We start from the raw sequence: 14,067 nt of genomic DNA on the forward strand, positions 1-14,067 counted from the left end.
ATAATATTCTTATTAATCCTTTTAGCAATGCTTGTCAATACACGCTTAGCACAAAAGGGTGGTTTAATCTCATAGGGCAGGTTTGTCAAAATCCCATTTGGACTCCCATAGTGATAACTTACCCTAGAGTGTATGAGAGATTTATGCAGGATAAGGCGAAATACGAGCAGACATCAAAAGAATTATCAAAACTTGTTGTGATAAGAAATAATGATGATATTTTAAATCTTGTCGCTTTAGTGGAGTGTATGGATTGTGTCATCTCAGCAAGCACAGGAACTATTCACATTGCTTCTAATCTTAGAATCCCAAGTATTGGCTTGTATCCTAAGTTTGATATGGTGCGTTGGGGGACATATAGTAGAGATTATGTGCCTATCCCAAGTCCAAAGGCTCATCTAAGCACCATTCAAGAGTAAAAGATTATCTTAGCTGTTTTGGCAAAGCTCATTCAAAGCTTTAAAAACTAAAGCTGCCGCCTAGGCGGAGGTTAATGTATTGCGGAATGGGTATGCCATCAAGCTTAGTAGTCTTTGTGCTTACTTGCAAGGCAATATCTAAGAATCCCAGCACATTTAGCCCACCTGTAAGAATAAGCCCGGTATCTTGTCGCAAGTCTTTCATCGCACCTAGCCTTAAATCCATAGCCTTAAGATCAAAGCCCACGCCTCCGCCAATCATTTGGCTTTGTTGTTTGACATTGCTAAAAGCAAGTAAATCATTTGGAGTTAGATCCGCGTCAAAAGCGACATTTAAAAACTTAGAGTTGTAGCCTAGCCCCATACGATATTGCGGCTTAATGGTGATATTATTGAGACTTGATTCAAAAGTAGGCGAGTTTAGATTCTTAGCCACAAGCCCAAAAGTGAGATAGCGAAACTCTGGCAAATCAAGCTCATAGAGCATTCCCACATCTACGCCAAAATTATTTGATGAAATAGTATTTTCAAGTGAAGCAAGGCTTGTAAGCTCTTTTTGAAAATCTGTATTTTTATTGATATTAATCTGCTTTTGTGTGCTGATGGCATTCATTAGCTTACCGGTTATGCCAAGATTCAAATTGCCGTGCTTAAGGTAGAATGTCCTTGCATAGCCGATTGGCACTTCAGAGAGCATAAGGGCAGTGGTAACAAGCTTGTGTGCATCACTTCCGCCCTCTAGTGAAGCAATAAGCGAGTATTTATTGTAATCAGCCTCACTAGAAGCCTTGAAGCTAAAGCTCCCGCCATTATCTACAAGCTCGTAGTAGCCATTTCCCCCTTTGATGATAAGTCGCATTTTACTAGAATCTGCGTTGATAGACATACTAGAATAGGCTGAAGCGAAATACGCCACGCCCAAAGAGCCTAGCTTTTCATTCATCGTTTTGCTTGAGATTTGCAAAATCACGCCATTTTGGCTAACGATATTAAGATTATTATCCTTTAAAATCTCCTGCATTGAGCTAATGTCTTCTACGGCTTTATCTAAGCCTTTATCGCCACCTTTGTTTATGGTGATATTTTGCAACGCATTTTGAATCGCTCCAGTGCCACCACCATTGCTAAAGTCAAGATTCCCATAATCAATGTTTCCCACAATATTATCAAGCAAATCTTTTTGATCCTGCGAGAGTGAGCCACTGCCTTGCACAGCACCCAAGATTCCTTGAATCAAACTGCCATAATTGCCATCTGGGTGTTTTTGAAGATAGCTTTCTAAATCTTTTTGTATATCGCCTGTCGGGCTTAGCCCTTCTGCTTTGAGTGCTGTGCCTAAGCCACCTTTAATAACATTTTGTATCTCTCCTGCACTTGGCGTGCCTATATTTCCACCACTAAAAGTCGCTATAAGTCGCTCTGCGGTGTCGGTCATATTATTTATATCAATAGTGGTGAGTTTAGCAAGATTCTGCTCCCTTAAGCCCACACCTAGCGAGTAGCCAAGCTTGACTTTTGGATCGGAGCTTAAAAGGGCGGGATTGTAGTATAGCCCCCAAGCGGAGTGCTTGAGTGCCACTCCTGCTCCACCCATTGCCGCAGAAGTATTGCCCATTGAGCCAAATTCCAAGGCACAAAGTTGGCTTACAAATAAGCTACTAAGTAGGATAAACCCAAAGAGTCTTTTCATAAAGCTACACCTTATTTTGAAATTTGATTTTGATTCATTTTAATTTTGACTTATTTTGCCACCAAAACAGGGATAGGCGAAGAATTAATAAAGCTGTTTTGATGGGAGTTAAAGATTCTGTGTAAAAGTGAAGATTCACTCGCACCAATCACAAGCAAATCATACTCATTGATGATTTCTAGCACGACATCAACGGGATTACCGGTTTTTAGAATCTTTTGGCAAGTAATGCCTTGTTTATTAAACTCCGTTTCAAACTCATCAAGCATTGCATTTGACTTTTCATTCTCAATATTTTCAATCGTGCCATAATCCACAATCCCACTTTCCGCATAGACGATGATTTCAGGATTCACATGAAGCAGTGTCAGCTCAATCTCATCTCTATTGCCAAAAAAGCGGATAATAGTTTGAATAGCTCTCCTGCATTCTTGTGTGTCGCTCACTCCAAACAATAGCTTTGTCATATTCACTCCTTTGAAGTTTTAATTTGGGGTTTTAATCATTGAAAAAATCCATTATATCACAAAAATCGGCATTATACATAATTACCTTAATCGCACTGCCCTTTGCGTAGCTCATAGGTTTTTGGCTAGGATTATCAAAAAGGGCAATGGCATTGTTTTTCCACATTGTAGCAAGGGAGCTTGAGCCGATTTTGCCGTTGTTATAGGGCAGGAAGCGAGAAGATTCTATTATGCCTAGCAGGGCTGAAGTGGTGTTCGCCTTAAGATTTAAATCTGAATCTAGCTCAAAAGTAAAAGCTTTTGGGTAAAAGGCACTGCCCCCTTGTAAAGATTCTAAAATCGGCAGGATTAAAGTATGTGTGTGTAAAAGCAGGGCTAAGGGATTGCCCGGTAGTAAAATAATGATAGTATCTCCCAAAGTAGCCAAGCCAAGATGTCGTCCGGGCTTGACATTTACTCCATCAAATATAAATTTCGCCCCAAGCTCAAGCAAGGCTTGTTTAATCAAATCCGCATCGCCCACACTCGCCCCACCGCTTGTAATGACGACATCAAAGCTTTGAAAAGATTCTATTTTTTTGTGCAAAGCAAGTTTGTCATCTTGTAAAATCCCTTGATAGCTACACGCAAAGCCACGAGAAGCTAAAAGTGTATAAAGGCTTGTGGCGTTTGTGTTGTAGATTTGATACGCTTTAGCGTGTTGGTGTGGCTCAATGACTTCATCGCCACTTGAAAAGATTCCAATTTTGAGCGGCACAAAGCTTTCTATTTCGCTTATGCCTTGTGAAGCAAGGATACTTAAATCAAGGTGATTAAGCCTTTTTCCCTTGCGTAAAAGGAGCGAATCTGCTTGTATTTCTTCGCCTTTGTAGCGGATATTTAGCCCTTGTTTTATGGGAGAGTTTGCTTGTGTGAAGCTGACTTTGCCATTTTGCTCTTGTGCCATTTCTATTTGGATAACCGCTTGGGTGTTTTGTGGGAGCATTGAGCCTGTCATCACTTTGTAGGTTTCCCCTTGTGTAAGCGTGATATGCGTGCTATCATCTCCGGCTAGAATCTTGCCGCGATTGATACAAGTTTTATCATAATCTTGCAGTAAAATCGCATAGCCGTCCATTGCGGAATTATCAAAAGGCGGCAATGGGCGGGAAGCAAAAATATCTTGGCTTAAAATGGCGTTGTGAGCTTGAAAAAGCTCAAGATTCTGTGTGCGGCTGATTTGTGGCAGTGCTGTGCTAAGCTTTAGGGCTTGAGTAAAACTTATCATTTTTTTGCTCCTTTTAAAAATGCTGTGGATTTAAAATTGCGCAAGATTCAAATACGCATTACTTAGGCTTTGAACGATTGAATCTAGCTCAATTTCATCATTATAGCTTATGCTTAAAAGCTCTCGTGTGCTTGGCTCATCATAGCCTTGAGAAGCAAGCACAAAAGATGGTTTTGCATTACCAAATAAGCAATCCTGTCCATTAATGGCAAAAATGCCCTCCACACTCAAAACCTGCAAGAGAAGCCGTGCTTTGATATGAGAAAATCTTAAGGGTAGGGCATTTGGCAGAGTGGATTCTAAAGGGGCAAAAAGGGAGAGATTTTCTCCTAAAAGATTTTTAAGCTTTGTGTAAAACTCGTTTTTGCTATCTTTGGGCTTTAGGCTTTGAAGTATGTCTTGTAATGCGATATATGCGGCTTTGTAGAGATTAGGACGCAGGAGCTGGAGCTGTAAAAATTCATCTAAAATATGGCTATTTTTAAGCGTATTAAAATCACTTAAGATAAATCCGCTAGGGCGGGATAAGCCTATGCTTTCAGCGTTACATAAAAATAGAATCTGCGGGTGGCTAAGTGTGCTTAAACGCTTGAGCTGTGTAGAATCTAGCACACTTGCAAGGAGTGAAATATCAAGGAAAACTAACGCATTTGGATAATCATTTAAAATCACTTCAAGCAAGGATTCAATGGGATTTTGCGTCAAAATATCTTGATTGACAAAGGGTAGGAAAAAAGCAAGATTCTTTTTATTTGGCAGTGGCGGAATGCTCTGTATAATGCCTTGTTGGTTTGGGGAAATAAGCGTGATATTGTGGCAGATTCTAGTGGCATAGAGGCTTTGCTGATGAAGAGTAGTGCTAAGAATAGTATGAAAATTATGCTTGTGTAAAAGCGAAAAAAGCGTGAAAAAATCACTGCTTGTGTAGTTGAAACTATGAGCGTGGGTTTTGCCAAAAAGTGAAGCAAGGTTTTTAGAATCTTGGCTTAATTGTGAGAGATATGCGCTATCAAGCGTGTTTGGATTAGGGACATTTTGTGAATGAAGCAAGGCATTTGCTTTGTGATTTTGTGGGAAGTTGGCTAAAAAATCAAGGCGGATTTCTTTTTCTTGTTTCATTGTTATCCTTTTGGTTGGTTGGAATCTTTACTAGAATCTTTGTAGGATCGGTTTTGTGGGGCGTATTTTAAACTGCGTTTATTATCTTTACACACAATGTCATCAAATTTATCAAGGTATTCTAAGTAGGCAATAAGGTATTTTCGACTTAATTGTGTGTGGTTTCGTAACGCATTCACATCAATATAGCCATTTGTCTGTAAAATCTCACGCATTAAGCTCACAATCTTTTGCAGTGCGGTTGTAGTGATAAAAAGATTATGCGTGATACGCACGACTTTTTGAGCGTGAGTTAGGGCTTTTAGGGCATTATCCCCAAGTGTTTTATCAAGCTCTAGCTCTTCATAGAGATTATAAGGTGCTAGGGGTGCGTAGCCTTGATTTGTCAAAGATTCTAAAATGCTTTGCTCTGCGTAGGTGTGAATATTTTGTATTTGACACCATTTGGCAAGATACAAGCCATTTTGGCTCTTAATCTGCCCTTGAGATAAAAGCTCATCTAATGCCTTTTGACATAAAGCAAGGGACGCCCATTTGAGCTTCGCATTTAAGCTTTGAGCGGATATAAGGGCGTTTTTATTCCGTGAGAAAATCTCTAAAATGTGGGTTTTGAGTGCTTCAACTTGGGAGGGTGGATAGAGCGTTAGGGCTTTTTCATCAAGGAATACATTGAGGCTTAGGGCAATATTTAGGCTTTGAGCGTGGCTTAGACAGAATCTTTGCGTGGAGCTAACAAGTCCAAAGCCCTTTTTGTGAATCTGCGTTAAGAGATAAAAGCTTTGTTTGAAGTCTTTTTTTGCTAGGGATTCTAAAAGAGCTATGCGAGTGTGCTTTTTAATGGGGTCGGCAATGGGATTTAAAATCACGCCGCCACAAAGTGTGTCATTATCATTGCGTAAGATAAAGCGTTGGGAGTAGATGCCAAAAATGGGGGTATCGGTTTTGAGTGTAGCAAGGGTAAGCGGGGCTTTACCAAAGGCGTGTGAAACTATAACTTTTGAATCCATATTTGTTAAATTTGTGGCGTTTGAATCCGCAAACTTTGAATCTTTATGCGTGGTAAGCACACAAACTTTAGCCTTGAGTTTAAAGCTACCGATATGAAGCGTATAAGTGGCATTGTGTTTGACTTCACCAAAAATCCCTACATCAATGCTATCAAACCCACGCAAAAAGCCTTTTTTTGAAATAAGATAACCTCTTTTGAGTTCATTATGACTTATCCCAGCAAGATTTAGGGCTACGCGTTGAGAATGTGATGCTTTGAGGGCTTTTTGCTTATGCACTTGAATGCTTTTTAGGCTTACTTCTTTAGCCTTATTATAAATATAGAGCTTTTCATCAATATGGCATTCCCCACTTAGCACACTACCTGTTACCACGCAGCCCGCCCCCTGAATAGCAAAGCTCCTATCTACATAATACACAAACACTCCATAATCATTTTTTGGCACTCTAGGGATAGATTCTAATCTCTGCTTTAATCTTTCAATCTCTTGTGTGCTAGGCGAAGGATACAAGCTTAAGGCAAAGATAGAATCTAAGCTCATATCAAGGGGCTTAAAAAAATCTTTGATTGTAGATTCTAGCTCTGCTAAGTCTTTATCTTTGTTTTCAAGCTTATCAATTTTGGTTATCACGCAAATGCAACTTTTTACACCTAATAAGTTTGCGATATGTATATGCTCCTTGCTTTGAGGCATAATGCCCTCATTTGCTGCAATCACAAGCAAAAGCACATCAATGCCAAACACCCCAGCAATCATATTTTTCACAAGCTTACTATGTCCGGGGACATCAATAAAAGCAACATTGCGGACTCTAAACTCAAGGTTTGAAAAGCTCAAATCTAGCGTAATGCCCCTTTGCTTTTCCTGCTCTAAGCTATCGCCATCAAAGCCATTTAGTGTCTTTATAAGCGTAGTCTTGCCGTGGTCTATATGCCCAGCAAGTCCTACTATAATATCGTTGTGAATCTCATTGTGATTTTGCTCTATGGGCTGCTTAGTCATTGTTTTGCTCCAAAATAGATTCTAAAATCATCACAATCTTTTCTTCATCGTGTGGGAGCAAAGTCCGCGTATCTAGCAGGATTTTATCTTTTTGTATGCAGGTGATAAGCCCTTTTAAGCGCAGCTTTTCTTCAAACGCCTTAGCATTTAGAATCTTGCTTTGCAAACTCACTCCCCAAGATTCAAACTCAATATGCGGCACACTTCCGCCCCCTGCGAGTGAAGAGAGCTTTAGCATTTCAACCTGCACTTGTTGGCTAATGTGAGATTGTGTAATTAAGCTTTGTAAAACTTTTGCCCTAGATTCTAGTTTTTCTAGCGGAATTGAAAGCATATTAAGGGTTGGGATTTTGTGATAGGCTTTGTCAATATAGGCTTGAAGTGTCGCAATAAGGGCAAGAATGCTGAACTTATCCACTCTTAATGCACGCAAAAGTTGATTAGCTTTGAGCTTGTCTATAAGCTTTTTTTTGCCAAGGATAATGCCAAGCTGCGGTCCGCCAAAAAGCTTATCGCCACTGAAGCTAAGCAGTGATGGTTTATATTTACAAATTTCACTCACACTTGGCTCATCTTTAAGGCTTAAGATTCCACAATGTCCGCTGCCTAAGTCAAAATAATCAATAAGATTATATTTTTTGGCAAGGGCAATAATATCTTTGATATGGCAGTCTTTGGTAAAGCCAATTTGCTTAAAATTGCTTTGGTGAGCTTTCATAATCATCGCTGTTTTTTCATTTATAGCATTTTCATAATCGCGTAAATGCGTCTTATTTGTCGCTCCCACTTCGCATAAAATGCTTGAAGCACTTTTCATTACTTCTGGGATTCTAAAGCTCCCGCCAATCTCTACAAGCTCCCCACGCGAGATGATGACTTCTTTACCTTGAGCGAAGGTATTTAGGATTAAAAGCACACTTGCGGCGTTGTTATTCACTAGCAGGGCGGATTCTACGCCAAACATTTGAGCTAGAATCTGTGTAGCGTGGATATATCGCTCCCCCCTTTTACCCTTGTGTAAATCGTATTCTAGCGTATTGTATGTGGATAAAAGCGGGGTAATTTCATCTAAAATTTCTTTGGAAAACACACTGCGTCCAAGGTTTGTGTGAATCACCACTCCTGTGGCGTTTATCACACTTTGCATTGTGGGGATTTGGCTTTGCTTGAGTTTGGCTTTTATTTTTGCGGCGTGGGTGTTTATGTCAGTATGCGGCACTGCTCCTTGCAAAATAGAATCTCGCAATGCTTGTAAATACTCATAGATTAAGGGCAGGATAAGAGCCTTATCAAAGTCTTGTAAATCAGCGTGAGTAAGAAGCGTATCAACTTTAGGGATAGAACGCAATAGGGCTTTTTGCGTGGGTTGTAATATGTCTTGTCGTGTGTCTTTTGGTGTGTGTTGCAATGAAAATCCTTTGAACCTGTTTGTGCTTTGTGCAAACAATATGAGTAGGATTCTAGCTTAAATATGCTTAAAATCGCGTTTGCAAATATGGCAAAAAAGTAGAATAAAGGGGCAAAAATGGCGGTGATTTATCTTGCTGGTGGTTGCTTTTGGGGAATGCAGGGCTATTTTGATAGGCTTAAAGGTGTGTTAGATTCTGTTGTTGGTTATGCGAACTCTAAGATTGCTAATCCAAGCTATGAGCTTGTATGTAGTGGGAGAAGCGGGGCGGTAGAGACTTTGAAGTTAAAGTATGATGAATCTGCTCTGCCCCTGCGTGAGATTATAGAGCGGTTTTTATCCATTATTGATCCTTGTGCGTTAAATTATCAAGGCAATGACAAAGGCACACAATATCGCAACGGCGTGTATTATGAGGATTCTAAGAGTGAGTGTGTGATAAGAGAGTGTCTTAAAAAATGGGAGCAAAGGCATAATCTCAAAGCAGTTACAGAGATACTGCCTTTAGCGAATTTCTATGCTGCGGAGGATTATCATCAAAAATATTTAGAGAAAAATCCAAATGGCTATTGTCATATTGATATAGAATCCGCCCTGCATTCCTTTCAAGGCTTTGATAAGTAGAATCTAGATTCTGCGTTGTCTCTTGCGGACTTTTGCGGGAGTCTGCAGTGTCGGCTCGGTCATTTTGCAAGTATGGATTTGTTGCTTCGCAACTGTATGCGTTTGAGCTACTCCCTTCGCCTCCACTTTGACAACCCGCAAAATCATCGCAAGATACTTCCGCAGTCAGCGTTGTGGAATTTTAGTAGAATCTAGTTTCTACTAAAGCCTTAAAATGTATATCGCCCCTCAATAAACGCACTTCGCCCTTGCCCGATAAGGAAAGCATATCCGGCGATTTGGTCTTTAGAATCGTGGTTATAGTAGCTATAATAGAAAGTATCAAAGACATTTCTCACCCCAGCACTCAAAGATAAATCGCCAAACTTCGCATTTAGCCCAATATCTGTAAGGCTATAAGGCTTTATCTTTTCTTGCGTAATGTCATAGCTTGTGCCAAAAAATGTATTTTGGCTCCAAATGCTAAAGATTCTGCCAAGGGCTAAATTTGCACCGATTGTGCCTTTATAGTTGCTCACATAGGGGATTTTGAGATTTGCACTTGTCCCATTGTTTTGTAAGATTCTTGCATCTATATAGGTGAAGCTTTCACTCAAACTTAAGCCCCCACCAAAGAGATATTGTTCAGCGAATAGCTCTAAGCCAGCTCTTTGTGTCTTATCATAGTTACCATAAGTTACACCGCTTATAGAGTGGGCGTTGCCCTGCGTGTAAAATTCATTATGCGTTAATGTGTAGAACGCACTTGCACTAAACATTACAGAATCTCCCAAAAAGTCTTTTAGCCCTAGCTCAAAGGTATCATAGGTTTCTTTTTTGAGATTTGTGGCGGTGTATGTGCTTCTGCTCCCGCTTCTACTGCGTTTAAGCATAGAATTTGGGCTAGGGGAGAAGTAGCCTTTCTCATATTTGGCATACATATTTCCAGAATCTGAATAGCGATAATTGGGCGTTAGCTCTAGGGCGTAGTTATGAAGTGAGTCTGTAAGTGAGCCATTAGTAGTATTAGTAGTATTAGTAGTATTAGTAGTATTAGATATAGTCATATCACTAAAATAGCTTACATCTATATCATAATACGCGTATTCATATCTCGCCCCGCCTGTGAGCGAGAAGCTTTTGCTAAAGTCGTATTTTTCTAAAGCATAAAGGGCATTGCTCCATTTTGTGCCAACAAATGGCACAAGGATTCTATGTTTGTAGCCTGTAGCTTGTATCATTTGATCCATCGTGCGTTTGCCGTGATTCCAAATAGATTCTACTCCTAGGATAAAAAGCCCATTTGTGTGTTTGAGATCGTATTTTGCGGTGATTCCAGCTTTTTGATCATCAAAGAGAGAGCCACTTTGATCCGCTGAAGCATTGGAAGACGCTTGATTACCCATAGCCCTAAATGAACTTAGCCTTGTAAGAGAATCTACATAGTTTATGTGATTAAGATGATAGAAAGCTTTTATATCAAGCTTTGAGTTTTCGCTTAGCTCACCCTTGTAGCCAAGGCTCACATCAAGGCGTTGTTGCGTATTATGCAAACTACCATTGCCGGGCGTTTTTCTGTCATCTTTGCTTGGGTTTTTAATATCCATAAAGGAATTATTCGGGCTTGTGCGGATAATGCCATTAAAATAATCCACATCAAAGCTCACACTATGCTCCCCCCCCCCCTGTGTAATATCATATATTAGCCCCATATTTGCTTGAGCACCACTTGTTTTATCCCCACTTCTAGGTCCGCCACGATTGATATAGGCTGCTCCTAGTGAAATATAAGTCCTATCTCCAAGTTTTGTGCCAAACTTCGCATCGGCATTGTAGCTATGTCCAGTTGAAGCTATTGTGTTGCCATAGCTTAGCCCTGCTGTAAAAAAGGGCTGCTCGTAGCGTTTTTGCGTGATGATATTGACTACTCCGCCGCGTGTGCCATTCCCATACATCACTGCCCCGCCACCGGGCAGAATCTCAATAGATTCTATACTTGAGGGGGATAGGGTATTAAGCGGAGTAACGCCGTGGCTAGAATCTAGCATATTGGAGTAGATTCCATTTATCAGCACCTGCACGGAGGTATTGGCACGATTACCCTGTCCGCGTAAGTCAAGGTTACTTCCTAAGCCCACATTGCTTAGCCCCACAAATGGCGTGTAGCGGAAAATATCTTCAGTTGAGCGATAGCCCTTATCAGCGATACTTTCTTTATCTATCTCATACACATTGCGATTAAGCTCATCAAGCTTGGAGTTCATCATAGAGGCTTTGACAATGGAAGTGTCAAGTTTAACCTTTTTTTGAACTTCATCTTGTGTTTTATTTTGAGAATCAAAATCATCACTGAAAGCATAATGTGCCAAAGAAGACAATGCGGCAAAAAACAAGAGATATTTTTTCATTGTAGTTCCTTTGTAGTATGGTTTATAAATCTTTTGTATAGATTTATGGAGTGGAAGTATAAGATTCTAAATTTAAAGTTAAATAAAAAATATAAGAATTATTTTTATTTTATAAATAAAAGTGTAGGGGAAAATGAAAAAGCTAAAGTATATGAAAAGGAGCTATCAAGGTGTGAGAAAAACCACTAAATTTATGACTTGGATTCTAGAACCCTATGAAGCTACTTAAATAAAAACAAAAAAAAGTAAAAGTTAAGTAAGAGAGTGAGTAAGACTAGCCTACCCCCTTAACGACAAGGTAGGCTATGGATTATCCTAGTAGCACTTGACTATTATGAGACATAGCAGTATAATGTCGGCTAAGATTCTGGATAAAATCTTACTCATCGTAACCTCCTTTTTACAAAGAAGTAGGTTACTCTAAGAGAGGTCGCACTCTCTTAGGCAACCTCTAACGCGATTATATCATATTCCTAAAACTCACTTAATCCTTGTGTTATTCTTAGTTGTTTTATAAGTATAGAGCCAATTTTGCACTCTCCCCTTACTGTATAAGTTTGCCACAGGTTTGCACACCTTTATTAGCGTTGCTTAAAATGCCTACAAAATAAGTGTGTAGCAAAGTCCTATACTCCCACTTTACACCAAAACGCATTGTCTTAATATTCCGCATACTGCTTATATTTGGCGAATGTGAGAAGACATAAAGCGTATAAGAAATGCTAAAGCTTCCAAATGAAAGCCTTTGCAACACGCTAGATTCTGTTTTCAGCTCACTTTCGCTGCCTGTAAATTCCCAGCTATATAGCGTTGGATTGCCTCTAGGCGGGTATGTTGGCGTATTTGGGTCAAGATAGCTTAAAAACTCCTTCTCTGTTATCGTTTTTGGACTAAACTTCAAGCGTCCTAAGTAAAGGCTTCTTTTTCATCTTTATCTAATCTCTCAAACTGCGTGGAGTAAAAGAGATGTTTTAGCTTAAAAATTTGGCTGTATTTTTGCGGAGAATCTTGCAAGGGGAAATCCATTTGCCCCTCAGCAATTTGGCAAAGCTCCTTATACCGCTCATAGCCACTATGCTACTGCACCCTTAGCATAGAATCTAGGCTAAAAAGCCCAAGTGCTAAAGCATATTCTAATACCAAACAATAGGCGATTGTTTTTGCTCTTACTCCATAGCTTTGTGCCAAAGATTCTCATATGTAGGGGCATTTGGCTTCTTTGTGCTAAATGAGTAGAATCTAAACACTTTTGCCCAGCCTTGAAACAATGCTTATTGAGTTTAGAAATAAGAAAATAGAGTATGAATAGCACAAGCAAAGGCAGGGCAACATAGAATAAAATAACGCTACCAAGGATAACAAGCAATATCATCTTTATATTTACCGCCTACATAGCCTATCAAAATTTACTAGAATCTACCGCCAAAGCCCATCACAATCCACGAGAGTCCCCAAAAGCCCACTAGAATCTACCAACCCCTCTATTTGCCAAAGCTCAAAATAAGATTTATCCATATTTGTGCGCCAACAAGGATGGCTTTATCCTCCACATAGTAGGGGTTTGAATGCAGATAGTTGCAAATGCCTTTTGCCTTATTCCCACTACCTAGAAAATACATCGCCCCCTTTTTGTCTTTGCACGCATTTATCATCTCGCTAAAGTCTTCACTCGCACTCATTGGCTCACATTCCTGTATAAGCATTTCATCTTTTTTCAGCACTTTTTGAGCAGATTCTACAAGGCGTTTCACACATTTAGTGTGATTAAAAATCGCCAAATACCCATCATAGCTAAATTTTGTCTTAAATCCCCGTAATGCACTTTGCTCCTCTATCTCTTTGAACGCATTTTTTAAAATCTCATCAGTTTTACTATCCATAGCACGAATCGTGCCTTTAAGTAGGGCAGATTCAGCCACACCATTGGGGATAGAGCCGCCTTGAAACATACCGCAAGAAAACACCGCCACAGAAAAAGGATCAGTCTTTTTGGCTACGATATAATCCATATCTGCTAAGATTCTAGCTCCTTCACGAATGGCATCTAAGCCTTTTTGTGGCGTGGAGCTATGCGCGGCTTTACCTTGAATGCTTAAGCTCCAAATCGTGCCAAAAGAACTCATAATGCCATTATTAATTTTCACACTGCCATATTCTAGGGAAGCGTCATTATGCAGGGCATACACTTCATCTACACCCTCCATACAGCCAAGCTCTACCATTTTGTTTGCTCCGGGTATATGGGCTTTTTCCTCTGCCATTTGAAAGATAAAACGCACATTGCAGGGTAGCTTCTCTTTGTGTTTAGCGATAAAGCATCCGCTTAAAAGGGCGATTGCCATATGCAAGTCGTGTCCGCAGTTATGTGCCAAGCCTTTATGCGTGGAGGTATGCTCATTTTGGGTTAAATCGCTCATCTCTAGCGCGTCCATATCCGCACGAATGGCAATGCGTGGGGTATTTTCACTCTGTGAATCTAAATCCGCCAAAAAGCCCGTGTAGCCTTCAAATGTAGTGATTGTAAATCCTGCTTTTTTTAGCACATCTTGGCAAAATGCACTTGTTTTAAACTCCGCCCCAGAGACTTCAGGGATTTTATGCAAACTATGGCGGAAGGATTCGCCAAGCTCTTGCATAGCCAAAAGTTTAGAATCTATAACAAAATCTTGCATAA

The 14,067-nt window shown here is 40.0% G+C and carries 12 protein-coding genes; 2 read left to right on the forward strand and 10 right to left on the reverse strand.

Annotation, left to right across the window (positions count from 1 at the left end; genetic code table 11):
- Positions 1 to 419: glycosyltransferase family 9 protein (locus tag EBF12_RS06720; RefSeq protein WP_279629423.1), on the forward strand; the 419-nt coding region annotated here is incomplete at its 5' end.
- Positions 420 to 459: 40 nt separating this feature from the next.
- Here EBF12_RS06720 and traF read toward each other — a convergent pair.
- The 6 genes from traF to selA are packed head-to-tail and all read right to left on the reverse strand — an operon-like array spanning position 460 to position 8,382.
- A complete protein-coding gene (gene traF, locus EBF12_RS06725) occupies positions 460 to 2,109 on the reverse strand; it encodes a conjugal transfer protein TraF (protein ID WP_121726974.1) in 1,650 nt (549 codons plus the stop codon).
- 50 nt (positions 2,110 to 2,159) lie between these two features.
- Positions 2,160 to 2,576, reverse strand: a complete 417-nt coding sequence (locus tag EBF12_RS06730) for a universal stress protein (protein WP_002955572.1) — start codon at positions 2,574 to 2,576, stop codon at positions 2,160 to 2,162.
- A gap of 31 nt (positions 2,577 to 2,607) precedes the next feature.
- Positions 2,608 to 3,843 carry a molybdopterin molybdotransferase MoeA gene (locus EBF12_RS06735; protein WP_121726975.1) on the reverse strand — a complete coding sequence of 412 codons (1,236 nt, stop codon included), beginning with the start codon at positions 3,841 to 3,843 and terminating at the stop codon, positions 2,608 to 2,610.
- 30 nt (positions 3,844 to 3,873) lie between these two features.
- Positions 3,874 to 4,962 (reverse strand): cysteine desulfurase, encoded by a 1,089-nt coding sequence (locus tag EBF12_RS06740; RefSeq protein WP_121726976.1) that lies wholly within the window; start codon positions 4,960 to 4,962, stop codon positions 3,874 to 3,876.
- A 2-nt stretch (positions 4,963 to 4,964) separates the two neighbouring features.
- Positions 4,965 to 6,974: a selenocysteine-specific translation elongation factor gene (gene selB / locus EBF12_RS06745; protein ID WP_121726977.1), complete on the reverse strand. Its 2,010-nt coding sequence runs from the start codon at positions 6,972 to 6,974 to the stop codon at positions 4,965 to 4,967.
- Positions 6,967 to 8,382, reverse strand: a complete 1,416-nt coding sequence (gene selA / locus EBF12_RS06750; RefSeq protein WP_121726978.1) for an L-seryl-tRNA(Sec) selenium transferase — start codon at positions 8,380 to 8,382, stop codon at positions 6,967 to 6,969. The genes selB and selA overlap by 8 nt, the downstream gene beginning before the upstream one ends.
- Positions 8,383 to 8,499: 117 nt before the next feature.
- Between selA and msrA the strand changes: the two genes are divergently transcribed.
- Positions 8,500 to 9,006, forward strand: a complete 507-nt coding sequence (msrA, locus tag EBF12_RS06755) for a peptide-methionine (S)-S-oxide reductase MsrA (RefSeq protein WP_121726979.1) — start codon at positions 8,500 to 8,502, stop codon at positions 9,004 to 9,006.
- Between the two features lie 209 nt (positions 9,007 to 9,215).
- Here msrA and EBF12_RS06760 read toward each other — a convergent pair whose 3' ends face one another.
- The 4 genes from EBF12_RS06760 to EBF12_RS06770 form a co-directional block, all read right to left on the reverse strand.
- The gene (locus EBF12_RS06760; RefSeq protein ID WP_121726980.1) at positions 9,216 to 11,393 is read right to left on the reverse strand and encodes a TonB-dependent receptor; all 2,178 of its coding nucleotides are present in this window, start codon (positions 11,391 to 11,393) and stop codon (positions 9,216 to 9,218) included.
- Between the two features lie 544 nt (positions 11,394 to 11,937).
- Positions 11,938 to 12,294: a hypothetical protein gene (locus tag EBF12_RS11870; protein ID WP_244196433.1), complete on the reverse strand. Its 357-nt coding sequence runs from the start codon at positions 12,292 to 12,294 to the stop codon at positions 11,938 to 11,940.
- Positions 12,295 to 12,498: 204 nt separating this feature from the next.
- On the reverse strand, positions 12,499 to 12,765 hold the full coding sequence (locus EBF12_RS11875) for a hypothetical protein (RefSeq protein WP_244196434.1): 267 nt from the start codon (positions 12,763 to 12,765) through the stop codon (positions 12,499 to 12,501).
- 109 nt (positions 12,766 to 12,874) lie between these two features.
- A complete protein-coding gene (locus tag EBF12_RS06770; protein WP_121726981.1) occupies positions 12,875 to 14,065 on the reverse strand; it encodes a M20 metallopeptidase family protein in 1,191 nt (396 codons plus the stop codon).
- Positions 14,066 to 14,067: the final 2 nt, after the last annotated feature.

The organism is Helicobacter labetoulli, assembly GCF_003670275.1.
Classification (GTDB): Bacteria; Campylobacterota; Campylobacteria; order Campylobacterales; family Helicobacteraceae; genus Helicobacter_C; species Helicobacter_C labetoulli.

Bases quoted from the DNA above. Each gene is read 5' to 3' on its own strand.
- traF (WP_121726974.1), bottom strand. From the start codon at position 2,109: ATGAAAAGACTCTTTGGGTTTATCCTACTTAGTAGCTTATTTGTAAGC.
- EBF12_RS11875 (WP_244196434.1), bottom strand. From the start codon at position 12,765: ATGATATTGCTTGTTATCCTTGGTAGCGTTATTTTATTCTATGTTGCC.
- EBF12_RS06760 (WP_121726980.1), bottom strand. From the start codon at position 11,393: ATGAAAAAATATCTCTTGTTTTTTGCCGCATTGTCTTCTTTGGCACAT.
- msrA (WP_121726979.1), top strand. From the start codon at position 8,500: ATGGCGGTGATTTATCTTGCTGGTGGTTGCTTTTGGGGAATGCAGGGC.
- selB (WP_121726977.1), bottom strand. From the start codon at position 6,974: ATGACTAAGCAGCCCATAGAGCAAAATCACAATGAGATTCACAACGAT.
- EBF12_RS06740 (WP_121726976.1), bottom strand. From the start codon at position 4,962: ATGAAACAAGAAAAAGAAATCCGCCTTGATTTTTTAGCCAACTTCCCA.
- EBF12_RS06735 (WP_121726975.1), bottom strand. From the start codon at position 3,843: ATGATAAGTTTTACTCAAGCCCTAAAGCTTAGCACAGCACTGCCACAA.
- EBF12_RS06770 (WP_121726981.1), bottom strand. From the start codon at position 14,065: ATGCAAGATTTTGTTATAGATTCTAAACTTTTGGCTATGCAAGAGCTT.
- EBF12_RS06730 (WP_002955572.1), bottom strand. From the start codon at position 2,576: ATGACAAAGCTATTGTTTGGAGTGAGCGACACACAAGAATGCAGGAGA.